Genomic DNA, 21,810 nt, shown 5'->3' with positions numbered 1-21,810 from the left:
TCACGCCTTCCAGCCGGTGAGGGAATTCGCGCGACCGAGTACGCGGTCGACAGCGTCCAACATCCGGTCGAGGTCTGGTAGGAAGTGCTCTTCGAGCTTGGCCGGCGGGTAGGGCACGTCGAAACCGGTGACCCGCGCGGGAGCGGCCTCGAGAAAGTAGAAGCAGCGATCGGTGATGCTCGCAGCGATCTCTGCGCCCAGTCCGCCGAACTGTTGTGCTTCGTGGGTGACGACCAGGCGTCCGGTCTTGCGCACCGACGCCTCGACGGTGTCGAAATCGACAGGCGAGAGGGAACGCAGGTCGATCACCTCGATGGAGATGCCGTCGTCGGATGCTGCGGTCGCGGCATCCATCGCGGTTGCGACCAGCGGACCGTAGGCCACCAGGGTCACATCCGTCCCCTCGCACACGACCCGCGCAGACTCCATCGACAGTGTCTGTGGCCCGAATTCCTCCTCGACCTCGCCTTTCATCCAGTAGCGCCGCTTGGGCTCGAAGAACAGCACAGGGTCGTCGCAGGCGATCGCCTGGCGGATCAGCGTGTGAGCATCCTGGGGGTTCGAGCAGGCGATCACCCGGAGACCGGACGTGTGCGTGAAGTAGGCCTCCGGCGACTCCGAGTGATGTTCGACCGCCCCGATCCCGCCGCCGAACGGTACCCGGATCGTGATCGGCATCGTCACCGCGCCCGCAGTGCGGTAGTGCATCTTCGCCACCTGGGCCACGATCTGGTCGAAGGCCGGATAGATGAAGCCGTCGAACTGGATCTCCACGACCGGACGATAGCCGCGGAAGGCCAGCCCCACCGCGGTCCCGAGGATGCCAGCCTCAGCGAGAGGCGTGTCCATCACCCTGTCGCGCCCGAATTCCTCCTGCAGACCGTCGGTCACCCGGAACACGCCGCCCAGCTTGCCGATGTCCTCCCCGAGCAGAACGACCTTCGGATCGTCAGCCAGTGCACGGCGAAGGCCCGTGCCGATGGCGCGGGAGAGGGTGAGTTCGGTCATCGCTCGCCTCCCTCGACATCGATGGAAGCGTGAGCGTCGAGATCAGCGGAAGCGTCAGCAGGAGCCTCGAAGCCGGCCAGGTACGCGGCGTACTGGCTCTTCTGGCGCGCGAGTCCCGAGTGCGGTGTGCTGTAGACGTTGTCGAAGACGCTCAGCGCCTCGGGGTCCTCGAGCGAGAGACAGCCCGCACGAAAATGGGTGGCCACGTCATCCGCCTTCGCCGCGACCGATGCCCTGGCCTCGTCGGTGAGAATACCCTCGCTCTCGAGAAAAGCCTCCACTCGGGCAATCGGGTCCTTGGCGGCCCACTTCTCCCGCTCAGCCGGGTCGACGTAGCGACTCGGGTCATCGGATGTCGTGTGCGGCCCCATCCGGTAGGTCACGGCCTCGATGAAGGTCGGCCCGCCGCCCGTGCGCGCCCTGTCCAGCGCGCAGCGCATCGCCGCTGTGACCGCGAGTACATCGTTGCCGTCGACCCGCAGGCTCGGGATGCCGAACCCCGGCGCCCGCGAGGCGAGTGGCAGCCCGGACTGCAGGCCAACCGGCTCGGAGATCGCCCACTGGTTGTTCTGGCAGAAGAAGATCACCGGGGCATGGAAGCTGGCGGCGAAGACCATCGCCTCGTTGACATCCCCCTGGCTGGTGGCGCCGTCACCGAAGTACGCGACAGCCACCGAGTCGACGCCGTCTTTGGCGCAACCGATCGCATAGCCGGTGGCGTGAAGCGTCTGGGCGCCGATGATCACCGCGGGGGTGGCCATGCCCACGTCGTAGGGGTTCCACCCGGAAGCTGCCGTGCCGCGCCAGACACGGACGAGGTCGATGAGTTCGACGCCCCGACAGTAGGCCACCGCGTTCTCGCGGTAGCTGGAGAAGACGAAATCGTCGGCGCGGAGCGTCCTGGCCGAGCCGACCTGGGCAGCCTCCTGACCGAGCAGCGGCGGCCAGAGGCCCAGTTCACCCTGTCGTTGCAGTGCGGTGGCCTCGGTGTCGATGCGGCGGACGACGACGAGATCTTCATACAGCCCGAGCAACTGCCCCGGCGTGAGATCCGCGATCCATGGATCGTAGAGATGGTTGCTCACCCGCTCTCCCTGCGGGGTGAGGAGTTGCACGAGTTCATCGCTCATGCCCCCCAGCTGGTGGTCCAGCGTGTGGTCAGCAACAGTTGCGCGCAACATGATCTCCCGATCTGCTCCGCTTTCAACAGGTACGTCGGCGGCGAGGCGATCACTCACAGCCGCGGTTGGTAAACCGCTGGCCGGCCCGGGCATCGTTACCCGGAGATACCTTGACGCTAGTCACCCGATGCGGCGAACACAACCCGCCGCGCACCACGGCTCTCGATCAACCGACGCCGAGGTATGCCTCTTTGATCGCGGGATTCGCCAGCAGTTCCCTGCCGGTGCCACTGTGGGTGATCGTTCCGGTTTCGAGCACGAAAGCCCGGTCGGCTCGTGCGAGGGCCTGGTTGGCGTTCTGCTCGACGAGCAGCACCGTCGTACCCTGCTCATTGATCTCCGAGATGATCGTGAAGATCTGCTTGATGAACTGCGGAGCGAGTCCCATCGAGGGCTCGTCCAGCAGTAGCAGTCGCGGCTGCGACATGAGTGCGCGACCGATGGCGAGCATCTGCTGCTCACCGCCCGACATCGTTCCGCCCACCTGTGACCTGCGTTCCGCCAGCCTCGGGAACAGCGTGAATACCCTCTCGAAGTCCACCTTCATGCTGCTGCGGTCCTTACGGCCGAAAGCGCCCATGTCGAGGTTCTCCAATACCGTCATACCAGGAAACACCCCGCGACCTTCTGGCGCCTGCGAGATGCCGTGGACGACACGGATGTGCGCCTTCATGGTGGTGATGTCTTCACCGTCGAAATGGATGCTGCCGGAGCTCGGGTTGAGCAGCCCCGAGATCGTCTTCATGGTGGTGGTCTTACCCGCACCGTTCGCGCCGATCAGGCTGACGATCTCACCCTCGTCGACCGCGAAGGACATGTCATGGATCGCCTCGATGCGCCCGTAGCGCACGCTGACGTTCTTCAGTTCAAGCAACGTCATCTTCAGGCTCCCCCAGGTAGGCGGCGACGACTCGCGGGTCGTTGCGGATATCGACGGGGATGCCGTCGGCGAGCTTCTTGCCGAACTCGAGCACGATGATGCGATCGGTGAGGCCCATCACGAGTTTCATGTCGTGCTCAATCAGCAGCACGGTGTACCCGTCGTCCCTGATAGCGCGGATGAGCGTCATCAGATCTTCTTTCTCCGCCGGGTTGAATCCCGCAGCGGGTTCGTCGAGGCAGAGCACCTTGGGGTCAGTGGCCAGCGCACGCGCGATCTCGAGGCGACGCTGGTGGCCGTAGGAGAGGTGACGGGCGAGCACGGCCGCGTCATCCGCGATTCCGACGAATTCGAGGAGGGCCATGCCACGCTCGATCGAGGACCTCTCTTCGCGACGATGACGGGGCAGTCGCAGCAGGGCGCCGACGACACTCGTCTTGTGTCTGGCATCGAGGCCGACGACCACGTTCTCCAGTGCCGTCATCTCGCCGAAGAGCCTGATGTTCTGGAAGGTTCTGGCAAGCCCCAGTCTGGTGATCCTGTGGCGGGTTCGCCCGAGCACGGACTGTCCGTCGAGCGTCACCTGGCCACCGCTCGGCTTGTAGACGCCGGTCATGGCGTTGAAACAGGTGGTCTTGCCCGCGCCGTTCGGGCCGATGAGACCGAGGATCTCACCGCGCCTGATGTCGAACGACACGTCGTCCAGAGCCGTGAGGCCGCCGAACTTGACGGTGAGATTCCGGATCTCCATGATGTTCTCGCCGACGCCCACAGCGATGTTTCGCTCGGGCGCCGCACCTTCTGCGGTGTCCTTGTCGATGCCCAGCTCGTCGAGAGCAACCTCGGAGCCGGATGCCGCGGCCGGCGTTTCCGCGCTCACTTCCGCTCCCCTTCCGGGGCGAGGCCTGTGGCGGGTGGTTCGGATTCACGATTCGTGACGCGCTCGTAAGTCGACTTGCCGTAGGCCAGCAGCTTCTGCCGCGCGGGCAACAGTCCTCTGGCACGCCAAAGCATCAGGATCACCAGAACGACGCCGAAGATCAGGTATTTGTAGGGTGCGATCGCCGTGAAGCGGAACGGGACGTAGGCGACGATGGCGCCACCGATAATCGCTCCGACCTTGTTGCCCGCACCGCCGAGCACCACCGCGGCCAGGAACAGGATCGAGGTCGGCACATCGAACTTCTGGTTGTTGACGAATCCGATCTGACCAGAGAACAGCGAACCGGAGAGACCGCCGACGGCGGCTCCGATGGCGAAGGCCCAGACCTTGTATTTGAAGACCGGCACGCCCATGATCTCGGCGGCATCCTCATCCTCGCGAATGGCGACCCAGGCGCGACCAACGCGGCTCCGCTCCAGGTTGCCGACCAGCAGCAGAATGATGATGGTGATCGTCAGTGCCAGCCAGTACCACGGAGTTCCGTTGGAGTTGGAGAAGATCGGCGTGCCATCCGCAGCCGTTCCGGGCGGACGACCCACGTTTTGGAAGCCGACCTGGCCCTTCATGGCGGGGATGATCGTGGCCAGGATTCGCACGATCTCACCGAAACCGAGAGTGACGATGGCGAGATAGTCGCCGCGGAGCCGCAGCGTCGGTACGCCGAGCACCACGCCGAAGAACATCGTGACCGCCATCGCGACCGGGATCGTCCACAGATAGGGGATGTGCAGGAACGGCGAATCGGGACTGGTGAGCATCGCCGTGACATAGGAGCCGACGGCGAAGAATGCCACGTACCCGAGGTCGAGCAGGCCGGCGTAACCGACCACCACGTTGAGGCCGACCGCCACCAGAGCATAGATCGCCATCGTGAAACAGGTGATCGACCAGTCGGTGCTCGGCTCGGTCGTGAGAATCGGGACGTTGAAGACCGGAAGCAGGTAGGCGAGGGCGACGATGACCAGCAGGAACGCCCACTGCTGCGGTCGCCGGAGTGCGTTCCAGCGATCCCCCAGACGGTGGAATCGGCCAGGCTTTTTCGACCCGGACTCACGATTGACGGCATCCTGCGCTGCCTGTGCGTCCGGCATGAGTGTCGGTCCGTCCGTGGTGCTCATGCGCGGCTCCTTCCCATGGATTGACCGAGAATACCCGATGGCCTGACCAGCAGAACCAGAACGAGTACGACGAAGGCGACGACATCCGCCCACTGCGAGTTGCCAAGCAGGATCTGCCCGTAGTTGCCGATCAGGCCGAGCAGCAGGCCACCGAGCAGTGCTCCACGAACGTTTCCGATACCGCCGAGAACAGCGGCGGCGAATGCCTTGATACCGAGGACGAAACCGCCGTTGTACTGCACACCGGACGGGATCTTCATGACGTAGAAGAGCGCAGCAGCACCGGCCAGGAGCCCGCCGATGATGAAGGTGATCAGGATGATGCGATCCCGGTTCACACCCATCAGCGTCGCGGTGTCAGGATCCTGGGCCACGGCCCGGATACCGCGGCCGGTGCGGGAGCGCCTGATGAACTGATCCACGCCGACCATCATGATCACTGCCGCGACCACGATGATGATCTGCTGGTTGTCGACGATAGTGCCGAACACATCGAAGATCGGTGTCGGCGTGAACATCGTGACGGCGGGCTCTGCGTTGGGACCGCGCACGAGGAAGATCGTGTACTGGATGGTGAATGAGGCACCGATCGCGGTGATCAGGAACACCAGCCGCGGTGGATTGCGTTTGCGGAGCGGCCGGTAGGCCACTCGTTCCAGGACGTAGGCCATGGCCGCGGAGGCGAGCATGGCGACCACGAGCGCTATCAACAGGTCGCCGATGATCGCGATCACCGACAGGTTGGGGGCAGAGGCTCCGAAACCCAGGGCGCTCAGGGTGAAGAAGACGCCGTAACAGCCGATGATGAAGACTTCAGAGTGGGCGAAGTTGATCAGGTTCAGAACCCCGTAGACGAGGGTGTAGCCGAGCGCGACCAGCCCGTAGATCGCGCCGAAAGTGAGTCCGTCGAAGGTCGAACTCCAGAAGTTCTGGATGAACGCCGGTATGTCGAAACTGATCCAGCTGTCGTCCATCGGCAGTTGGGAAAGAAGCATGGGGATCAAGTGGGCGTCCTCGTTTGGATGGTTCTGCGCCTGTCGGGCTCAGGTGATTGCCGGTGATGGAAAGCGGATGCCGTCGGCCTGGTTTCCGAAGCCGACGGCACCCGCGTGACGATGACTACTTGCCAATCACACCGATCGGAAGGATCTTTCCGTCTTGCACCTTGTAGCCGTAGACCGCGGGGGTCGCGAGTTCGCCGGTGGCGTCCCACTTGTAGTGCTTGCTCAGGCCGTCGGCGTCGTAGGACTTGACGTAGCTGAGCAGGTCCGCACGCGAGGTCTTGCCCTTGTCGATGCCTGAGAGCAGCACCGTCGCGGAGTCGTAACCCTCGATCGAGTAGGTACCGGGCTCGGCGCTGAACGCCGCCTTGTACGCCTTCTCGAAGTCCGGGATCAGTTCGCCGGGGATACACGGGCAGGTGAAGAAGGCGTTCGACGACGCGTCGCCGGCCTGCTTGATGAACTGGTCGTCCTTCGCGCCATCAGGGCCGATGAAGGTGCCCTTGAAGCCCTTGTTCACGAGCTGCTGGTCGAAGGGTGCACCCTCGGCGTAGTAACCCGCGTAGTAGACCGCGTCGGCCTTGGCGTTGATGATCTTCGAGATGACGGCCGAGAAGTCCTTCTGGCCGGTGGTCACCTTGTCGGTGCCGGCGAGCGCCGAGCCGAGGCCCTTGCTCGTCGCGGTGCCGAGGCCGATGCCGTAGTCGGAGTCATCCTGCACCAGGTAGACCTTCTTGGCCTTCAGCTTGTCCGTCGCGAACTTCGCGGCAGCTGGCCCCTGAACGCTGTCGTTACCGAGAGCGCGGAAGAAGGTCTTCCAACCGTTCTTCGTGAGGTCGGGGTTGGTCGCGGACGGGGTGATGTGCACGAGACCCTTCTGCTCGAAGATATTGCCGGTGGCCTTCGACTCACCAGAGAACGGTAGGCCGACGACGCCGACGATGGCCTCGGTGTTGACCACCTGGGTTACCGGGCCTGTGGCTTTCTGCGGGTCACCCTCGGTGTCGAACTTGGTGAACTGCACCTGGCAGTCGGGGTTGGCCTTGTTGTGCTGGTCGACTGCCAGCTGCACACCGTTGTAGATGTTGATACCGAGAGCGGCGTTCGCACCGGTCTCCGCACCGACATAACCGATGGTGGTTGTGGCCTGACACTTGCCCTTGCCGTCACCGGCCGGGAGCACCGCGTTGGCGGGAACGTCGACCTTGGTGATCGCAGGAATGTCGACCTTGGTGCTGCTTGAGCCGGTGCTGCCGCCGGTCGTCGCCTGGTTCGCACAGCCGGAGACCAAGAGTCCTAGGGCTGCGACAACGGCCACGCTGGCCGCGATTCGTTGGGAATACATCAATTCGATTCTGCCTTCCATGCTGTAACGCGGCGAGACCGCAGACCTGCGACCTGGCTCATTGCGAATGGTGTCCCGATACTACAGCGCGGTTCACAGCCGATTGGCGAAACTTTGAGAGTCGTTACCTAGGTTAAACACGGCGACCCGACGGATTGGCCGACTAGCGCATTTCGCAGCCAAAACTGCCATCTGCTGTCGAAATCATCACAACCTCATGGCCTGGCAGCAATAAACCGCGGCAGGCTCGGTGATTTTCCGCAATCATGAAGACACGTCAGACGAAGGGGTCGATGGATGACACAGCAGGCGGATGCACTCATCGTGGGAGCGGGTCTCGCGGGGCTCGTGGCTGCCGCGGAACTCGTGGATGCCGGCAAGCGCGTCACGATCCTCGAGCAGGAGCCTGAGGCGAGTTTCGGCGGCCAAGCGTGGTGGTCCTTCGGAGGTCTCTTTCTCATCGACTCCCCTGAGCAGCGCCGCATGGGCGTTCGCGACAGCGCAGAACTCGCGCACCAGGACTGGTTCGCCTCAGCAGGCTTCGACCGCGACGAGGATGCCTGGCCGCGCCGGTGGGCGGAGGCCTACCTCGATTTCGCGGCCGGCGAGAAGCGGGCATGGTTGCACCAGCAGGGGGTGCGCTTCTTTCCCGTCGTGGGGTGGGCGGAGCGCGGCGGATACACCGCGACCGGTCACGGCAACTCAGTGCCCCGCTTCCACATCGTCTGGGGCACCGGCCCAGGCATCCTCGCACCCTTCATCCGTCGCGTCCGCGCCGGAGTGGACGCCGGCCTCGTAACCCTCGCCTTCCGCCATCGGGTCGACGAACTCATCGTCGAAAACGGTGCGGTCGTCGGCGCTCGCGGGGCCATGCTCTCCCCCGACGACGCCGAGCGTGGCGCACCGAGCAACCGCACGATCTCCGGAGATTTCGAGCTGAGAGCCTCAGCCGTGGTGGTTACGAGTGGCGGAATCGGCGGCAACCACGATCTCGTGCGTGAGCAGTGGCCCTCCCGCATGGGTAAAGCTCCGGAGAAACTGCTGTCGGGGGTTCCCGCGCACGTGGACGGACGGATGCTCGGCATCAGCGAGCGGGCCGGTGCCAGGCTGATCAACGGCGACCGAATGTGGCACTACGTGGAGGGGATCGAGAACTACGCGCCGGTGTGGGAGCGGCACGGCATCCGGATCCTGCCAGGCCCTTCGTCGGTCTGGCTGGATGCCACAGGCAAGCGCCTACCCGTGCCGCTCTTCCCCGGCTTCGACACCCTCGGCACCCTCGAACACATCGTCTCGACAGGTTATGAGCACAGCTGGTTCGTGCTCACGCAGAAGATCATCGAGAAGGAGTTCGCCCTCTCAGGCAGCGAGCAGAATCCCGACCTGACCGGCAAGGACATCGGATTGCTGCTGCAACGGGTGAGGAAGGGTGCGCCGGGCCCGGTCGAGGCTTTCAAGGCTCGAGGTGCCGACTTCGTCGTCGCCAACACTCTCGACGAGCTGCTCGCCGGAATGCAGAAACTCTCGCCCGAGATCGCTATCGACACAGTGCGCGTTCGCCTGGAGGTCGAGGCACGCGACCGCGAGCTGGAGAATCCCTTCGCGAAGGATGCCCAGATCACCGCTCTGCGCCAGGCCCGCAAGTACCGCGGCGACAGGCTCATCCGGGTCGCGAGCCCGCATCGCATCCTCGATCCGAAGGCCGCACCTCTCATCGCCGTCAAGCTGCACATCCTCACCCGGAAGAGCCTCGGCGGAATCGAGACGGATCTCGACGGACGCGTGCTGGCGGCATCCGGTGAACCGATTCCGGGGCTCTACGCGGCGGGCGAGGCGAGTGGTTTCGGCGGAGGCGGCGTGCACGGCTACCGATCGCTCGAAGGCACCTTCCTCGGCGGCTGCCTGTTCTCCGGCCGGGTCGCGGGTCGCGCGGTCGCCAAGTCCGTCTAACCGCACAGCGAGCCCCGAGTTGCCGCCCACATCCAACCCTTCCGCCTGTGCCAAATGAAGGCACCGGCGCGTGGTCGGCCCGGCTTTCCGGCGCCGACATCCGGAATCAGGCCATTGATGCCTTCATTTGGCACTAAGGACGCCCGTGCGTCGAACTGAAAGCGCGTCTAGGCTCGATGAGACAGCTCCGAGCAGCTGCGACCGAGGGGTGGCCATGAACGACTTCAACGACAGAATCATCGCGGAATTCAGGGAGAACGACGGAAAAGTGGGTGGCCCGTTCGCCGGTGCGCACCTGGTGCTGATCACTTCCACGGGAGCGAAATCCGGACAGTCCCGCACATCCCCGGTCATGTACTTCCCAGACGGTGAGACCGTTTACGTGATCGCGTCGAAGGCCGGCGCACCCACGAACCCGGACTGGTATCACAACCTGCGGGCGAACCCGAAGGCGAGCCTCGAGTTGGCGACCGACGACGGTGTCGAACGATTCGACGCCACCGCCACCGTCGTCGCGGGACCGGAACGTGATCGTCTCTATGCCGAATTCAGCCGTTCGAACCCCGGATTCGCGGCCTACCAGGAGAAGACCGACCGGGTGATCCCGATCGTGGCTTTCCACCGCGAGTAGCGCCGAGGCAGGCAGTTTGCTAGCGCTGCAACGACCAGGCTCGGCGCTTCACCAGCACGTGGCCGCGCGGGGTGGTGAGCCTCGTCCACGGGCCGGTCTCGAAAATGCGCACGGCATCCGTTCCGCCGAGGAAGCCGAGGCTGAGGGCTGCGAATGCGGCTCCGGCCGGAACGTGTTCCAGGCCGTCGATCGGGCGGCCCCAGACCTCGGAACGCACGCGCTGCACGATCTGCTCGCCGGTTCCCGTGGGGATGGCGGTGGCCACCTCGTCGATACCGGCCTTGGCGACGGCCTCGAGACCGGATCCGTCCACACCGTCGAGCGCGGTCCATCCACCCTTCGGTGGGGAGATCGCGGCCCAGGTGACAGTATTCACCTGCATCGGCAGGCTGACGGTGACAGCGGCCGTCGGATCGACGATGTCGGACTGGAGGCGGGCGAGTCGCTCCAGCAGGGAGCGTACAGGTACGACAACGTCGAAGGCATCCCTGTCGGTCAGCGCGAAGGTGCGCAGGCCCAGCACTGTCGGGCTCTCGTCCAACAGCCCGGCCGGATGCAGCACCGCCACGTAGACGGCGAGAACACCAGACCCGGCGATCAGGCGCACGGAACCGTCCTCTACCCGACCGGCGCGGCTGAGGTATACCTGCAGGTCGCCGAGGGAGAGGGAGTCAACTAGGGAAAATGTCTGGCTCATCTGCTCTCTAAACTACTAGGAACGCCACGCATCGCCGCTGTGAGGCGTCAGGATGACGGGAGAAACCATGTCCGACCCCCTCGCCGAGTTGCTCGCAGCCCTCGATCTCAACGACACGCACGCGAGAACCAACGAAGACATCTTCATCGGGCAGAGCCAGTGGTCGGCGCTCGGCCGGGTGTTCGGTGGGCAGGTTCTCGCCCAGTCCCTCGTTGCCGCGCAGCGCACCATCGTTGACGCCCGCTTCGTGCACTCCATGCACGGCTACTTTCTGCGGCCGGGCAATGTCGAGCTTCCGATCACCTTCTCGGTCGACCGCATCCACGACGGTCGTTCGTTCTCTACCAGGCGCACCCAGGCCTACCAGGATGGCCTGCCCATCCTGTCGATGATCGCGTCGTTCCAGGATGTCGATGAGGGCCTCGAGCACCAGGTCGAGATGCCGACAGACCTACCGCAGCCGGAAGACCTGCCGAACGCCGCTGAGGCCCTACGCGGGGTGGACAATCCGATCGCGCAATCCTGGGCCACCGGACGCCCGTTCGACATGCGTCACGTGCCGGCGCCGATCTTTCTCTCCGTCGACGGACCGCATGTCGCCCACCAGGCGGTCTGGCTGAAGGCGATCGGCACCCTGCCCGACGATCCCAACCTGCATCGCGCGGCTCTTGCCTACGCGAGCGACTACTCGATCCTCGAACCAATCTTTCGCCGTCACGGTGTCGCCTGGGCCACCCCGGGGCTCAAGGCGGCGAGCCTCGACCACGCCATGTGGTTCCATCGCTTCGGACGTGCCGACGAATGGCTGCTCTACGTCGAAGAGTCCCCTACCGCAACCGGCGGGCGCGGACTGTCCCTCGGCAGGATCTTCAGCCGCGATGGCGTGCTGCTGGCGAGCGTCGCCCAGGAGGGCATGGTCAGGGTGCCGAAACCCTGACCGCAATTGGAGTTCAGCGCGGTTGCCGCTGAGCTTCTGGATAACGACGTTGTGGCAGGGTTCATGGTTTATTCCCAGCCGATGTGGACCGGATGTCACCTCGCCTCGTTGTGAGGAGTGACAAGCTTTTGACGTCGATCACCTCGACCCAGCCTGGAGGAACCACCCATGAATGCCCCGTCAACGCTCACCCGCCGCTCACTCATCACCGCCGGAAGCGTCACCGTCATGGGCGCGGGCGCACTGGTACTGGCTGCCTGCAGCCCTGCCGGTGCCGGCAACTCGGGTGCTTCTGATTCCTCTGGAGGGGGCAGCGCGAACACGCCGAAGGTCGACGCGGGGACCGAGGTCGTCAAGCTCGCTGACATCCCTGTCGGTGGCACCGCCGCGGCGAAGATCGGCGACGCACCCGTGCTGCTCGCCCAGCCGACAGAGGGCAAGGTGGTCTGCTTCAGCGCGATCTGCACGCACCAGGGCTGTGTCGTGGATGCCGCTGCGAAAGAATTCGACTGCGCCTGCCACGGGTCGAAGTTCGAGGCTGCGACCGGCAAGGTGCTGCACGGACCGGCAGTGAATCCGCTCGAGAAGATCGCGGTGAAGGTCTCCGGTGACGCGGTGGTCACCGCCTGATGGACTACGAATTCAACGGGCTGCCGCTTCATGTGCTGCTCGTACATTTCGTCGTCATCGTCGTGCCGCTGGCGGCGCTCCGCACGGCGCTCGTCGCCGCCTGGCCTGCGCCCGTCGCCGACGGGAATCGTCACGCCGATCATCGCGCTCGGCGCACTCATTTCGGTACCGATCACGATATCAGCTGGAAAATGGCTCGAAGAGCGGGTCGGACACACTGACTTGATCGCCGCTCATGAGGCTCTCGGCAACACCCTGCTGCCCTGGGCGATCGCCACCTTCATCGTCGCCCTCGTGCAGTGGGTCTGGTTCCGCTTCTTCTCCCTGGCGAATGCGAAGCCCCGTGTCGCCAGCAAGGCAGCCCGTGTGCTTATCACCGTCGTGCTGGCGGCAGCCGTTGCCGTCACAGCGGTCGGATCCGTCGTCACCGTCGTGCGCGTCGGAGAGTCGGGTGCGAAGGCCATCTGGTCCGGGTCGTTCGCTGGGTGAAGCGCCGCGAACAGATTGCGCGCGACGAGTACGACGCCTCCTGGCTCACCCGATTCGTCATCCATACGAATGCCGGCAGAGGGCACGCTAACCGCGTTTGGCGAAAACGACAGGATCTTCGAGATAGGGAGACCAGGCCCCACGCTGAGTCTCCGGTATCCGCGCCGGCTTACCTGTCGCCGCGGTCACCATCACCAGCGTGGTCGCCGCCCTGGTGAAGAGGACGCGGGGCGTGACGCCCTCCGGTGAATACACCTCGTAGCCGATCTCGAGGCTCGCGCCACCCATCCGACCGATCCACATCTCGATGTCCACCGGAGCCCGCATATACGGGATCGGGGCGAGGTATTCGACCTCCTGGCGCGCGATGAGTGCGATCATCTCCGCGCCGGGCCGGGCATCCATAACGGCGGTGTCGGTGCCTTCGCCGCTATCCGGTCGCCAGAAAGCCTGAATGCGCGCCTCCTCGAGGATGCGCAGCATCTCGGCGTTGTTGACGTGCGCGTAGGCATCGAAATCCGACCAGCGCAGCGGGATCTGGATGTGCAGGCGCGTCAACGGTTAGTCCCTGGTGAGCTTGCGATAGGTGGAACGCTTCGGCTTCGCCGCATCCGCACCGAGTCGCTCGATCTTGTTCTCCTCGTAGGCTTCGAAGTTGCCCTCGAACCAGTGCCAGTTGCCTGGATTCTCGTCGGTGCCCTCATAGGCGAGGATGTGGGTCGCGATGCGGTCGAGGAACCACCGATCGTGAGTGATGACCACAGCACAGCCGGGGAATTCCAGCAGGGCGTTCTCGAGGCTCCCAAGGGTCTCGACGTCCAGGTCGTTGGTCGGCTCGTCGAGGAGGAGGAGATTTCCGCCCTGCTTGAGGGTGAGAGCGAGGTTGAGACGGTTGCGCTCGCCACCGGAGAGCACGCCGGCCTTCTTCTGCTGGTCAGGGCCCTTGAAGCCGAACTGGCTCACGTAACCGCGCGACGGAATCTCGGTCTTGCCGACCTGGATGTAGTCCTGCCCGTCGGACACGACCTCCCACAGCGTCTTGTTCGGATCGATGCCACCGCGGTCCTGGTCGACGTAGGAGATGTCGACAGTCTCGCCGACCTTGAGGTCTCCGCCATCCAGCGGTTCGAGGCCGACCACGGTTTTGAAGAGGGTGGTCTTTCCCACGCCGTTCGGGCCGATGACACCGACGATGCCGTTGCGGGGAAGGGTGAAGCTCAACCCGTTGATGAGCACCCGGCCGTCGAAACCCTTCTCGAGCTTCTTGGCGTCGATGACCTGGGCACCCAAACGCGGGCCGATCGGGATGACCAGCTCCTCGAAGTCGAGCTTCCTGGTCTTCTCCGCCTCGTTGGCCATCTCCTCGTACCGGGCGAGACGCGCCTTCGACTTGACCTGGCGCCCCTTGGCATTGCTGCGCACCCATTCGAGTTCGGAGGACAGCCGCTTGGCGAGCTTCGCGTCTTTCTTTCCCTGGACTTCGAGGCGGGCGCCCTTCTTCTCCAGGTAGGTCGAGTAGTTGCCCTCGTAGGGATAGAGGTGACCGCGATCGACCTCGGCGATCCACTCGGCAACATGGTCGAGGAAGTATCGATCGTGAGTGACGGCGAGAACGGCACCGTGGTACTGGGCGAGATGCTGCTCGAGCCAGAGCACGCTCTCGGCGTCGAGGTGGTTGGTGGGCTCGTCGAGAAGCAGCAAATCCGGCTTCTGCAGCAGGAGCTTGGTCAGCGCCACACGGCGCTTCTCCCCTCCGGAGAGGTTCGAAACGGTCGCGTCTCCCGGCGGGGTGCGCAGGGCATCCATCGCCTGTTCGAGCTGGGAATCGAGGTCCCAGGCGTCGGCGGCGTCGATGTCTTCCTGCAGCGAGCCCATCTCTGCCATGAGTGCGTCGAAGTCGGCATCGGGGTCGGCCATTGCGAGGGACACTTCGTTGAAACGGTCGACCTTGGCCTTGATCGGGCCGACGCCTTCCTGCACGTTCTCGAGCACAGTCTTGTTCTCATCGAGCTCTGGCTCCTGCATCAGGATGCCGACGGTGAACCCGGGGCTCAGCCTGGCTTCGCCATTGCTGGGGGTATCGAGCCCGGCCATGATCTTGAGAATCGTCGACTTACCAGCACCGTTCGGACCAACGACGCCGATCTTCGCTCCGGGGAGGAACGACATGGTGACGTCGTCGAGGATGAGCTTGTCGCCGACCGCTTTGCGGGCGCGGACCATCGAGTAAATGAATTCGGCCATAACCCAAGTTTAGGCTGGCCTGCCCGGCGGACTGAACCGCGCTGGCGACTCGAGCGGGTTACCAGTCGATGGCGCGGGTCTTGCCCACCAGGCACCCGCCGCTCACGAGCGCAGGCTCGACAGAGCTGCTGTAGCCGCCACTGCCGTGCTGGCCGAGTAGGCAACTGTCGCCGACCTTCACCGAGAACAGGATGGAGTCGACACCTCCATTGATGGATGTCTTGTCGGGCGTCACCTGCATGGCTGCCTTGTCGAAGCCGGCGCTCGCCAGGTTGTCGATGATCGTGCGACCGTTGGCCGAGCCGTTCGCCGCGAAGAGCTTGTTGTTCGTCAGGTCAAAGAAAACCTTGTTGTCTTTCGCCGAAGCGTCGGGAGCGAAGGTCGGATCCGCCGTCGGAGTGGGCGTCGGCGCAGAGGACGCGGTGCCGGACTTCGTCGGCTTCGGATTGGGCGCCGACCGGGTGCATCCAGCGAGCGTGACCACCGCAACCAACACGGCCACTGCGACAACAGGCACACGGGCGGCGGCCAGAAGGCGAGACCTGCCCATCGGAAACTCTTTCCTCGGCCGCGGGAGCGGTCAGACGCAAAGAGTCTACGGTGGCGATTCCTCCTGGGCGCTGAGGCCGTGCGTTAGAACGGCACCGCAACGCTCTCCGCGGCGACACTGTCCGCCAGCACCTCCGGACTAACCTCCGACGGGGCGGCTGTCGCTTCATCGGAAGGCTCCGCGGCTGTCGCTTCATCGGAAGGCTCCGCTGTCGTCGCTTCTGAGCTCGCCGCAGGGTCGATGATGGCCGCCGAGATGCTGCGGACGAAAGTGGAAGTACCCCAGCTGAGGTCATGTCCGATGGCATCCGCATCCACTTCGATGGTGGTGCCGGCTTTCTCCCCGGCCGCCCAATCGCGGATGCGGAGCCGACCGGTCACGACCACGCGTTCGCCCTTCTGGAGCGAACCGGTGATGTTGATAGCGAGCTGGCGGAAACCGGTGATGGTGTACCAGTTGGTTTCGCCATCCACCCAACGATTCTGCGAGCGGTCGAAGCGACGCTGGGTAGAGGCCAGCCGGAAGCTGGTAATGGGCAGTCCTTCGCCAGTGACGAGGTGCCGGGGCGGTGTGGCCACGAGGCCGGTGAGAGTAATGGTGTCAGTCATACAGGAGAGTGTGGATCCGCCGGCCACGACGCGGGGAAGGCCGCCTCCCAACCGGGGAGACGGCCTTCCCTCGTGGTGCTGTGAGGGACTAGTGCTCGCGGAATTCCGGCCACTCGGCCCCGGGGAGAAGGGCTGCGTGCAGTGCACTCTTCGCCACTTCGAGGGTGGGATACTCTGCCCGCGGGGCCTCGTCGGTCAGAAGACGGAAGGTAAAGCCGCCTTCGACCTGATGCACCGATCCGACGACTCCGGCTGGTCCATATGCCACCCAGGTCTTCTCAATCGTTGTCTGCTGGTTGTCATTGCTCATCGTCGAGCTTCCTTTCTGACTGCCGGCTGCGCCGACCGCCCCAGTTTAAGACGCGGCAGCCCGCTTGGCGTCTATTTCGATCACATACACAGATCGGCCCTCCGGAGCTGGTACGGAGGGCCGATCATCACGTTTCACGGAGTGTCAAGAAGCGAGCACGTACTCCGCAAACGACTTGCGGATCTTGTTTACCTTCGGCACGGCGACGGCCATGCAGTAACCCTGTCCAGGGTTCTTCGCGAAGAAGTCCTGGTGGTAGTCCTCTGCCGGGTACCACTCGGCGAGAGGCTCGATGGTGGTGACGAGGCCGCCATCCCAATACTCTGATGCGCGGTCGCGAGCGGTCTCGAATTGAACCTTCTGCTCGTCATCCGCAGGGAACATCGCGCTGCGGTATTGGGTGCCGACATCGTTGCCCTGCCTGTTGAGTTGGCGAGGGTCGTGCAGCGAGAAGAACACGTCGAGAATCACGTCGGCCGGGATGATTTCTGGGTCGAAGGTGACCGCGACCGCCTCGGCGTGGCCGGTCATGCCGGTGCAGACGGCGTCGTAGCTGGGGTTCTTCGTCGTACCACCGGTGTAACCCGAAACCACGTCGCTCACACCACGAAGGGTGCGATAGACAGCGTCGAGACACCAGAAACAGCCACCTGCGAGAACGAATGTTTGCATGCTGAGAGCCTACTTTCTGCTTGTGGGAAGATAGCTGGCCTGCCAGCGTGAATAACAGTGGATAACAGTCGATGCCTTCCCGCCATTCCCCGCTCACAGGCCCCTCTAGGCTTGGACCATGACCTATACCGCTGACGCCGATCGTTACCAGTCCATCGAATACACGAGGGTGGGGCGAAGCGGGCTGAAGCTTCCGGCGGTATCCCTCGGCCTCTGGAATAACTTCGGTTTTGACCGGGCCGTCGACACGCAGCGCGCGATACTTCGCCGCGCTTTCGATCTCGGGGTCACCCATTTCGATCTCGCCAACAACTACGGTCCGCCCGCAGGCTCCGCCGAGACCAACTTCGGACGCATCTTCGCTGATGATTTCCGCCCGTACCGCGACGAACTCATCATCTCAACCAAGGCCGGTTACGAGATGTGGGACGGCCCCTACGGTGAGTGGGGATCGCGCAAGAACATGCTGTCATCCCTCGACCAGAGCCTGTCACGCATGGGTCTCGATTACGTCGACATCTTCTACTCGCACCGCCCGGACCCCGACACCCCGATCGAGGAGACGATGGGTGCGCTCGCCACCGCCGTAACTTCTGGCAAGGCTCTGTACGTCGGAATCTCGAACTACAACACCGAGCAGACGATCGCGGCACACAAGGCTCTCTCCGCCCACAACATCCCGGTGCTGATCCACCAGCCGCGGTACAACATGTTCGATCGGCATATTGAGACCGAAGGGCTGCTCCCCGTGCTCGACGAACTGGGTATGGGAAGCATCGTTTTCTCCCCGCTCGCGCAGGGGTTGCTCACCGACCGCTACCTCGCTGGTATTCCTGCCGATTCCCGCGCCGCAGAGGGCCGCTGGATGAATGCCGACAACATCAGCGAAACTTATCTCGAGCGCGCCAGGGGCCTCAATGAGATCGCCAAGGGACGCGGCCAGAGCCTGGCCCAACTCGCTCTCAACTGGGTGCTGCGCCAGCCGCAGGTCAGCTCCGCTCTCATCGGCGCTTCGAGCGTTGCGCAGCTCGAGAACAACATCGCCGCTTTCGACGGGACCGCTCTCAGCTCCGACGAGATCGCCGCGATCGAGCCCTATGCGGTAGACGGCACCGGCACGCGCTGACGCCCGATGTTGTCATGACGGATGTCGGTGGCCGCCCCTAATCTGGCGGTACATCGACAGCTGGGCCGGCTGCAGTCCCGAACAGATAGCACGCCTTCGACAGGCGCCGCGTCTTGATTAGACAGGCCGAGGAATCCGCATGACAACACTTGCTTTCGTGGGCGACCTGCCCCTCATTCGACCGGGGCAGCGCCGACCGGGTCGACGCCAACCGGATTTGGCCCTGGTGCAGTTGCACGACGAACTGTGGCGCGTGACGCGCCCCGACGGCGATGTGCTGGGCTACATCGAACAGTTCAGGGTTCGCGAGGGGCTCCGCTATCGCGCCAAGCGACTGCTGGTGCTGCAGCGACGATTTATCGTCATGGGCGAGTTCTGGAGCATCGACGACGCAATCGAGTGCTTTCGCCCCAGTTAAGGGGCGCCTGGCCGTGTTCGAGACTCGCCACGCACAGTCGCCCTTCGCCGGCATAACGGGGTTAAGGTTCGTGCATGGAATGGTGGAACAACTTCGTTGACTGGCTGAACTCCGATGGCGGATGGCGTGTCATTTCCGGCGCCGTCATTCCCTTCATCGCGATCGTCGTCGCAGGACTGGTTGCTGCCGCGATCGGCCGTGGATTCGCCAAGCGTGTCATCGCGCTCAGCGACCGTGAGGTCAAAGCATCCGCGGTCACCGCCCTGATCAGTGCCGGTCGTAAGGCCGCCGTGTGGAACACGCTGCCAGCCCCGGAGCAGCAGCACATCGATCACCTCATCGGCGATGCCGACATCCGTCTGCGCCTCTTGCCGGTACCCGGGACCGCGCTGGCCGCCGACTGGGCACGTCACGAGATCGCCGAGATGAAGAAGAATGCCGTCTCGTTCAGCTTCCAGGCCGAACAGACCCTCCTCGTCTTCCGCGATCGGATGATCGAATGGCAGGCTCGCCCCACCAGGGCAAAGAAGCTCTTCAAGAACGATCTCGACTCCTGGGCCTATGATTCGTCGGTCAGTGAGCAGGAACTGGTGCACCAGCAGCAGGCCTGGGCCGCGCAACAGGTGACCGAGACAGGTCCCGTGGAGACGGTCAAGACGTCCCGATGGGCACGGCCAGCCGCCGCCGCGGTCGCCGCCCCCGCAGTGATCCCCGCCGCAGTGATCCCCGCCGCGGTGATTCCCGCCGCGGTGATTCCCGCCACGGCATCCGTGACCCCCGACACCAAAGCGGACACCGACCGCTCGGCCAGCGAGACCACCGAAGTCGCCCCCGCTTCTGCATCCGCGCGCCCGACAGCATCCACGGCAGCGGATGACGACATTCCCGAACTGGTCGAACCGGCCGAGTCCGAGACCACCGACGAAGTCGAGACTTCCGGCAAAGTCCAGTTCTCTGACGCTCGGGGCAACTCCGACGGTTTAGACGCAGACCGATCGGATCACCTCGTCGACGACTCGATCTTCTCCCCCGCATCCGCCATCGCAGCTGGCAAGGGCACCGACCCCGTCGACGACCAGCACCGCTCGCGGGACTGACCGATCGTTCCGGCTAGAGCCGGATCAGCTCCGGCGAGATGTGATGATCGTTGACCCACATGGTCACCGTCTCGTTGAAGAGTTCAGGATTTTCGACATTCCAGACATGGCCGACACCGGGTGCGAGGGCTGCGACGGCGCCAGGAATCGCCGCGGCGACGATCGCGGCTGAGCGACGCGCGGTCGGGCTCTCCCGTTCCCCAGCGACGACGAGCACCGGCACATCCATTGTCGATAAGCCGTCGAGCGATACTCCCGCGAAGATCTCACGGGTGAAACGCTGGTAGTCGCTGCGCCGGAAGTTGCGTGACTGGGCGAGGTATTCCTCGAGCAGCTCCGGTGGCACCTCGATGGTGCGCGCGCTCATGCGGGCATAGGCACGTGATTTCATCGATAGGCCGCCCAGGCGGCCGATCGCCTGCATCAAGGGACTAATGGGTTCGGCCGCGAGACCGGTGAGCATTGCGGATCGCACGACGCCGGGATGCCGGGCCAGCATCCGCACGCCGATGTCTCCGCCGAGCGACAGTCCGATCACGTGCGTGCGGCCGCCGTGAGCCACGGCATCAATGAGTTCTGCGACGCGATCGGCAGCGTCATCCAGGCTGAGGAATTCGAGGTGGCTGCTGGATGCGTGGCCGGGCAGATCGACGACGACCAGGTGAAAATCTGTGAGAGCCGCGACCTGGGTGCGCCACATGAGCCCGGTGACGCCACCGCCGTGGAGCAGGAACAGCGTCTCCTGCCGGTCGGCACCGTACTCGGAATATCCGAGGTTTCGGGATTGCATACTCAACTCTTTCATGGGCCGCAAAGGCCGTGTTGCTGATACTTCGTGGGCGCCGCGACGACTCTGTAGTTCTCATTCCGCAGCGGATACGCGCCCAGCGTCGAAAGTTGCCAAGTTGCCCCCGCCCACAGCTGGAAAGGGCAATTTGGCGACTTTCGTGACACTGGGCGTTCTGGCGTGGTGCCCCTGGTAGGAACGAACCCGCAGAGCGAAGCTCTGCGCCGCAGTCTCACGGGTGCAACTGGTGCAACTTTCGGGACGTGTGCCCCTGGTAGGAATCGAACCTACGACAAGCGGATTAGAAGGCCGCTGCTCTATCCACTGAGCTACAGAGGCGGGAAGCATTCCAACGATACCGCAGGGGCTCATACCGCCTTGGCGAGCGCTACCAGCACCTGATCGAGGCTCGGCACGCCTTCCGCACGAAAAACCTCCGACCCTTCACCGTCGAGTACGACCACTGTCGGCGTCGAGCGGATACCCGCCTTCTCGGCCTCCGCGGTCTCCCGCGCCACATCGAGTTCCGCGATCTTCAGCGCCGGCACGAGCTTCGAGGCCTGGTCGAGCACGGCCCTGGTCTGGATGCACGGCTCACAGAAGGAGGAGGCGAAGAAAACTAACTGCATCCTGATCCCAACGGTGAAACGGTGAGGATGATTCCCTACTGGCGGTCGCCGCGGTCTTCCGGGTCGTCTACGGGCTCGCTGTCTTTCGCGTCATAGCGGTAAACCACGTGGTACTGGCCGCCGACCTCGGTGAAGCTCGATTTGTTGTAGTCGATCAGGGTCTCTTTGCCGCCGACAGCGGTGAGCACGGTGATCTCGGCGTCGAAGCCACCATCGGTGCTGATGCGGATGTCGGTCTGACCGTCATTGGGGCCGCCCTCGTAGATCACGAGGTATTCGTCGCCGTGGGCAAGTGTCGGTTCTGCATCAGTCATGAAGCATTACTACCACGCGCCGCTGAGCGATGCGATCGCCGCCACGACGGATGCCGCGGCAATCACCATTGCGATCACCAGAAGCACGAGGTGCACCGTGAGGAATTTCGTGGCTGCGCCTGCCGCATCCCTGGCCCTCGGATCCTTGGCGACACGTCGATAGAAAGTGGGCCAGGTGAGCACGGAGAATGCAGCATTCACGAGGAGGAGCACGCCGACGGTAATGTTCATCCCGTTAATTTTAC

General features: G+C 64.0%; 27 protein-coding genes and 1 tRNA gene. 9 read left to right on the top strand and 19 right to left on the bottom strand.

Annotated elements, in window-relative coordinates; translation table 11 throughout:
• The 7 genes from ABIB56_RS07180 to ABIB56_RS07150 all read right to left on the bottom strand — a co-directional run bounded on the left by ABIB56_RS07180 (position 1) and on the right by ABIB56_RS07150 (position 7,476).
• Positions 1-1,008 (bottom strand): alpha-ketoacid dehydrogenase subunit beta, encoded by a 1,008-nt coding sequence (locus tag ABIB56_RS07180; protein WP_354568418.1) that lies wholly within the window; start codon positions 1,006-1,008, stop codon positions 1-3.
• Positions 1,005-2,138: a pyruvate dehydrogenase (acetyl-transferring) E1 component subunit alpha gene (pdhA, locus tag ABIB56_RS07175; RefSeq protein WP_354568508.1), complete on the bottom strand. Its 1,134-nt coding sequence runs from the start codon at positions 2,136-2,138 to the stop codon at positions 1,005-1,007. Before pdhA ends, ABIB56_RS07180 begins: the two co-directional genes overlap by 4 nt.
• A 217-nt stretch (positions 2,139-2,355) precedes the next feature.
• Positions 2,356-3,069 (bottom strand): ABC transporter ATP-binding protein, encoded by a 714-nt coding sequence (locus ABIB56_RS07170; RefSeq protein WP_502917578.1) that lies wholly within the window; start codon positions 3,067-3,069, stop codon positions 2,356-2,358.
• Positions 3,056-3,820, bottom strand: coding sequence for an ABC transporter ATP-binding protein (locus tag ABIB56_RS07165; protein WP_354568505.1), 765 nt, complete (start codon positions 3,818-3,820; stop codon positions 3,056-3,058). Before ABIB56_RS07165 ends, ABIB56_RS07170 begins: the two co-directional genes overlap by 14 nt.
• 125 nt (positions 3,821-3,945) lie before the next feature.
• Complete coding sequence (locus ABIB56_RS07160) at positions 3,946-5,130, bottom strand: branched-chain amino acid ABC transporter permease (protein ID WP_354568416.1); 1,185 nt, start codon at positions 5,128-5,130, stop codon at positions 3,946-3,948.
• Positions 5,127-6,125, bottom strand: a complete 999-nt coding sequence (locus tag ABIB56_RS07155) for a branched-chain amino acid ABC transporter permease (protein ID WP_354568415.1) — start codon at positions 6,123-6,125, stop codon at positions 5,127-5,129. The genes ABIB56_RS07160 and ABIB56_RS07155 overlap by 4 nt, the downstream gene beginning before the upstream one ends.
• 124 nt (positions 6,126-6,249) lie before the next feature.
• Positions 6,250-7,476 carry a branched-chain amino acid ABC transporter substrate-binding protein gene (locus ABIB56_RS07150; protein ID WP_354568413.1) on the bottom strand — a complete coding sequence of 409 codons (1,227 nt, stop codon included), beginning with the start codon at positions 7,474-7,476 and terminating at the stop codon, positions 6,250-6,252.
• 297 nt (positions 7,477-7,773) lie between these two features.
• Here ABIB56_RS07150 and ABIB56_RS07145 point away from each other — a divergent pair, with 297 nt between their 5' ends.
• Together ABIB56_RS07145 and ABIB56_RS07140 are read left to right on the top strand one after the other, a co-directional pair.
• On the top strand, positions 7,774-9,426 hold the full coding sequence (locus ABIB56_RS07145) for an FAD-binding dehydrogenase (RefSeq protein ID WP_354568412.1): 1,653 nt from the start codon (positions 7,774-7,776) through the stop codon (positions 9,424-9,426).
• A gap of 214 nt (positions 9,427-9,640) precedes the next feature.
• Entirely contained in the window at positions 9,641-10,057 is a 417-nt protein-coding gene (locus ABIB56_RS07140) for a nitroreductase family deazaflavin-dependent oxidoreductase (RefSeq protein ID WP_354568410.1), read from the top strand.
• 19 nt (positions 10,058-10,076) lie between these two features.
• Here ABIB56_RS07140 and ABIB56_RS07135 read toward each other — a convergent pair whose 3' ends face one another.
• Complete coding sequence (locus ABIB56_RS07135) at positions 10,077-10,754, bottom strand: DUF8185 domain-containing protein (RefSeq protein ID WP_354568408.1); 678 nt, start codon at positions 10,752-10,754, stop codon at positions 10,077-10,079.
• A 67-nt stretch (positions 10,755-10,821) separates the two neighbouring features.
• Here ABIB56_RS07135 and ABIB56_RS07130 point away from each other — a divergent pair, with 67 nt between their 5' ends.
• The 4 genes from ABIB56_RS07130 (at position 10,822) to ABIB56_RS07115 (ending at position 12,810) form a co-directional block, all read left to right on the top strand.
• The gene (locus ABIB56_RS07130; RefSeq protein WP_354568407.1) at positions 10,822-11,691 is read left to right on the top strand and encodes an acyl-CoA thioesterase; all 870 of its coding nucleotides are present in this window, start codon (positions 10,822-10,824) and stop codon (positions 11,689-11,691) included.
• Positions 11,692-11,859: 168 nt separating this feature from the next.
• The gene (locus ABIB56_RS07125) at positions 11,860-12,321 is read left to right on the top strand and encodes a QcrA and Rieske domain-containing protein (RefSeq protein ID WP_354568405.1); all 462 of its coding nucleotides are present in this window, start codon (positions 11,860-11,862) and stop codon (positions 12,319-12,321) included.
• Complete coding sequence (locus ABIB56_RS07120) at positions 12,321-12,542, top strand: hypothetical protein (protein ID WP_354568404.1); 222 nt, start codon at positions 12,321-12,323, stop codon at positions 12,540-12,542. Before ABIB56_RS07125 ends, ABIB56_RS07120 begins: the two co-directional genes overlap by 1 nt.
• Before the next feature lies 1 nt (position 12,543).
• Positions 12,544-12,810 carry a hypothetical protein gene (locus ABIB56_RS07115; RefSeq protein WP_354568403.1) on the top strand — a complete coding sequence of 89 codons (267 nt, stop codon included), beginning with the start codon at positions 12,544-12,546 and terminating at the stop codon, positions 12,808-12,810.
• Positions 12,811-12,897: 87 nt separating this feature from the next.
• Here ABIB56_RS07115 and ABIB56_RS07110 read toward each other — a convergent pair whose 3' ends face one another.
• From ABIB56_RS07110 to msrA, 6 genes are all read right to left on the bottom strand, one after another.
• Entirely contained in the window at positions 12,898-13,368 is a 471-nt protein-coding gene (locus ABIB56_RS07110; protein WP_354568401.1) for an acyl-CoA thioesterase, read from the bottom strand.
• 3 nt (positions 13,369-13,371) lie between these two features.
• Complete coding sequence (ettA, locus tag ABIB56_RS07105) at positions 13,372-15,054, bottom strand: energy-dependent translational throttle protein EttA (RefSeq protein ID WP_354568400.1); 1,683 nt, start codon at positions 15,052-15,054, stop codon at positions 13,372-13,374.
• A gap of 58 nt (positions 15,055-15,112) precedes the next feature.
• A complete protein-coding gene (locus ABIB56_RS07100; RefSeq protein WP_354568398.1) occupies positions 15,113-15,604 on the bottom strand; it encodes a DUF6993 domain-containing protein in 492 nt (163 codons plus the stop codon).
• Between the two features lie 83 nt (positions 15,605-15,687).
• Entirely contained in the window at positions 15,688-16,212 is a 525-nt protein-coding gene (locus tag ABIB56_RS07095; RefSeq protein ID WP_354568397.1) for a single-stranded DNA-binding protein, read from the bottom strand.
• Positions 16,213-16,300: 88 nt separating this feature from the next.
• A complete protein-coding gene (locus ABIB56_RS07090) occupies positions 16,301-16,522 on the bottom strand; it encodes a methyltransferase (protein WP_354568396.1) in 222 nt (73 codons plus the stop codon).
• A 144-nt stretch (positions 16,523-16,666) separates the two neighbouring features.
• Complete coding sequence (msrA, locus tag ABIB56_RS07085) at positions 16,667-17,194, bottom strand: peptide-methionine (S)-S-oxide reductase MsrA (protein WP_354568394.1); 528 nt, start codon at positions 17,192-17,194, stop codon at positions 16,667-16,669.
• Between the two features lie 118 nt (positions 17,195-17,312).
• Here msrA and mgrA point away from each other — a divergent pair, with 118 nt between their 5' ends.
• From mgrA to ABIB56_RS07070, 3 genes are all read left to right on the top strand, one after another.
• The gene (gene mgrA, locus ABIB56_RS07080; RefSeq protein ID WP_354568393.1) at positions 17,313-18,320 is read left to right on the top strand and encodes an L-glyceraldehyde 3-phosphate reductase; all 1,008 of its coding nucleotides are present in this window, start codon (positions 17,313-17,315) and stop codon (positions 18,318-18,320) included.
• A 139-nt stretch (positions 18,321-18,459) separates the two neighbouring features.
• Complete coding sequence (locus ABIB56_RS07075) at positions 18,460-18,738, top strand: hypothetical protein (protein ID WP_354568392.1); 279 nt, start codon at positions 18,460-18,462, stop codon at positions 18,736-18,738.
• A gap of 74 nt (positions 18,739-18,812) precedes the next feature.
• Positions 18,813-19,835 (top strand): hypothetical protein, encoded by a 1,023-nt coding sequence (locus tag ABIB56_RS07070; protein WP_354568391.1) that lies wholly within the window; start codon positions 18,813-18,815, stop codon positions 19,833-19,835.
• A 13-nt stretch (positions 19,836-19,848) separates the two neighbouring features.
• Here ABIB56_RS07070 and ABIB56_RS07065 read toward each other — a convergent pair whose 3' ends face one another.
• The 5 genes from ABIB56_RS07065 to ABIB56_RS07045 all read right to left on the bottom strand — a co-directional run bounded on the left by ABIB56_RS07065 (position 19,849) and on the right by ABIB56_RS07045 (position 21,796).
• Complete coding sequence (locus tag ABIB56_RS07065; RefSeq protein ID WP_354568390.1) at positions 19,849-20,625, bottom strand: alpha/beta fold hydrolase; 777 nt, start codon at positions 20,623-20,625, stop codon at positions 19,849-19,851.
• Between the two features lie 263 nt (positions 20,626-20,888).
• Positions 20,889-20,961, bottom strand: a tRNA-Arg gene (locus ABIB56_RS07060).
• Between the two features lie 29 nt (positions 20,962-20,990).
• Entirely contained in the window at positions 20,991-21,251 is a 261-nt protein-coding gene (locus ABIB56_RS07055; RefSeq protein WP_354568389.1) for a thioredoxin family protein, read from the bottom strand.
• 35 nt (positions 21,252-21,286) lie between these two features.
• Positions 21,287-21,565, bottom strand: coding sequence for an oligoribonuclease (locus ABIB56_RS07050; RefSeq protein ID WP_354568387.1), 279 nt, complete (start codon positions 21,563-21,565; stop codon positions 21,287-21,289).
• Positions 21,566-21,574: 9 nt separating this feature from the next.
• The gene (locus tag ABIB56_RS07045) at positions 21,575-21,796 is read right to left on the bottom strand and encodes an SCO4848 family membrane protein (RefSeq protein WP_354568386.1); all 222 of its coding nucleotides are present in this window, start codon (positions 21,794-21,796) and stop codon (positions 21,575-21,577) included.
• Positions 21,797-21,810 lie beyond the last annotated feature (14 nt).

Source organism: Glaciihabitans sp. UYNi722, assembly GCF_040549465.1.
Lineage (GTDB): Bacteria > Actinomycetota > Actinomycetes > Actinomycetales > Microbacteriaceae > Lacisediminihabitans.
The sequence above is the reverse complement of the archived record's forward strand: the minus strand, read 5'-3'. Positions and strand labels throughout refer to the sequence as shown.

What these genes read in the sequence shown, in the direction of transcription:
- ABIB56_RS07180 (WP_354568418.1), bottom strand. Translation starts at nt 1,008, where the DNA reads ATGACCGAACTCACCCTCTCCCGCGCCATCGGCACGGGCCTTCGCCGT.
- pdhA (WP_354568508.1), bottom strand. Translation starts at nt 2,138, where the DNA reads ATGAGCGATGAACTCGTGCAACTCCTCACCCCGCAGGGAGAGCGGGTG.
- ABIB56_RS07170 (WP_502917578.1), bottom strand. Translation starts at nt 3,069, where the DNA reads ATGACGTTGCTTGAACTGAAGAACGTCAGCGTGCGCTACGGGCGCATC.
- ABIB56_RS07165 (WP_354568505.1), bottom strand. Translation starts at nt 3,820, where the DNA reads ATGGAGATCCGGAATCTCACCGTCAAGTTCGGCGGCCTCACGGCTCTG.
- ABIB56_RS07160 (WP_354568416.1), bottom strand. Translation starts at nt 5,130, where the DNA reads ATGAGCACCACGGACGGACCGACACTCATGCCGGACGCACAGGCAGCG.
- ABIB56_RS07155 (WP_354568415.1), bottom strand. Translation starts at nt 6,125, where the DNA reads ATGCTTCTTTCCCAACTGCCGATGGACGACAGCTGGATCAGTTTCGAC.
- ABIB56_RS07150 (WP_354568413.1), bottom strand. Translation starts at nt 7,476, where the DNA reads ATGTATTCCCAACGAATCGCGGCCAGCGTGGCCGTTGTCGCAGCCCTA.
- ABIB56_RS07145 (WP_354568412.1), top strand. Translation starts at nt 7,774, where the DNA reads ATGACACAGCAGGCGGATGCACTCATCGTGGGAGCGGGTCTCGCGGGG.
- ABIB56_RS07140 (WP_354568410.1), top strand. Translation starts at nt 9,641, where the DNA reads ATGAACGACTTCAACGACAGAATCATCGCGGAATTCAGGGAGAACGAC.
- ABIB56_RS07135 (WP_354568408.1), bottom strand. Translation starts at nt 10,754, where the DNA reads ATGAGCCAGACATTTTCCCTAGTTGACTCCCTCTCCCTCGGCGACCTG.
- ABIB56_RS07130 (WP_354568407.1), top strand. Translation starts at nt 10,822, where the DNA reads ATGTCCGACCCCCTCGCCGAGTTGCTCGCAGCCCTCGATCTCAACGAC.
- ABIB56_RS07125 (WP_354568405.1), top strand. Translation starts at nt 11,860, where the DNA reads ATGAATGCCCCGTCAACGCTCACCCGCCGCTCACTCATCACCGCCGGA.
- ABIB56_RS07120 (WP_354568404.1), top strand. Translation starts at nt 12,321, where the DNA reads ATGGACTACGAATTCAACGGGCTGCCGCTTCATGTGCTGCTCGTACAT.
- ettA (WP_354568400.1), bottom strand. Translation starts at nt 15,054, where the DNA reads ATGGCCGAATTCATTTACTCGATGGTCCGCGCCCGCAAAGCGGTCGGC.
- ABIB56_RS07100 (WP_354568398.1), bottom strand. Translation starts at nt 15,604, where the DNA reads ATGGGCAGGTCTCGCCTTCTGGCCGCCGCCCGTGTGCCTGTTGTCGCA.
- ABIB56_RS07095 (WP_354568397.1), bottom strand. Translation starts at nt 16,212, where the DNA reads ATGACTGACACCATTACTCTCACCGGCCTCGTGGCCACACCGCCCCGG.
- ABIB56_RS07090 (WP_354568396.1), bottom strand. Translation starts at nt 16,522, where the DNA reads ATGAGCAATGACAACCAGCAGACAACGATTGAGAAGACCTGGGTGGCA.
- msrA (WP_354568394.1), bottom strand. Translation starts at nt 17,194, where the DNA reads ATGCAAACATTCGTTCTCGCAGGTGGCTGTTTCTGGTGTCTCGACGCT.
- mgrA (WP_354568393.1), top strand. Translation starts at nt 17,313, where the DNA reads ATGACCTATACCGCTGACGCCGATCGTTACCAGTCCATCGAATACACG.
- ABIB56_RS07075 (WP_354568392.1), top strand. Translation starts at nt 18,460, where the DNA reads ATGACAACACTTGCTTTCGTGGGCGACCTGCCCCTCATTCGACCGGGG.
- ABIB56_RS07070 (WP_354568391.1), top strand. Translation starts at nt 18,813, where the DNA reads ATGGAATGGTGGAACAACTTCGTTGACTGGCTGAACTCCGATGGCGGA.
- ABIB56_RS07065 (WP_354568390.1), bottom strand. Translation starts at nt 20,625, where the DNA reads ATGCAATCCCGAAACCTCGGATATTCCGAGTACGGTGCCGACCGGCAG.
- ABIB56_RS07055 (WP_354568389.1), bottom strand. Translation starts at nt 21,251, where the DNA reads ATGCAGTTAGTTTTCTTCGCCTCCTCCTTCTGTGAGCCGTGCATCCAG.
- ABIB56_RS07050 (WP_354568387.1), bottom strand. Translation starts at nt 21,565, where the DNA reads ATGACTGATGCAGAACCGACACTTGCCCACGGCGACGAATACCTCGTG.
- ABIB56_RS07045 (WP_354568386.1), bottom strand. Translation starts at nt 21,796, where the DNA reads ATGAACATTACCGTCGGCGTGCTCCTCCTCGTGAATGCTGCATTCTCC.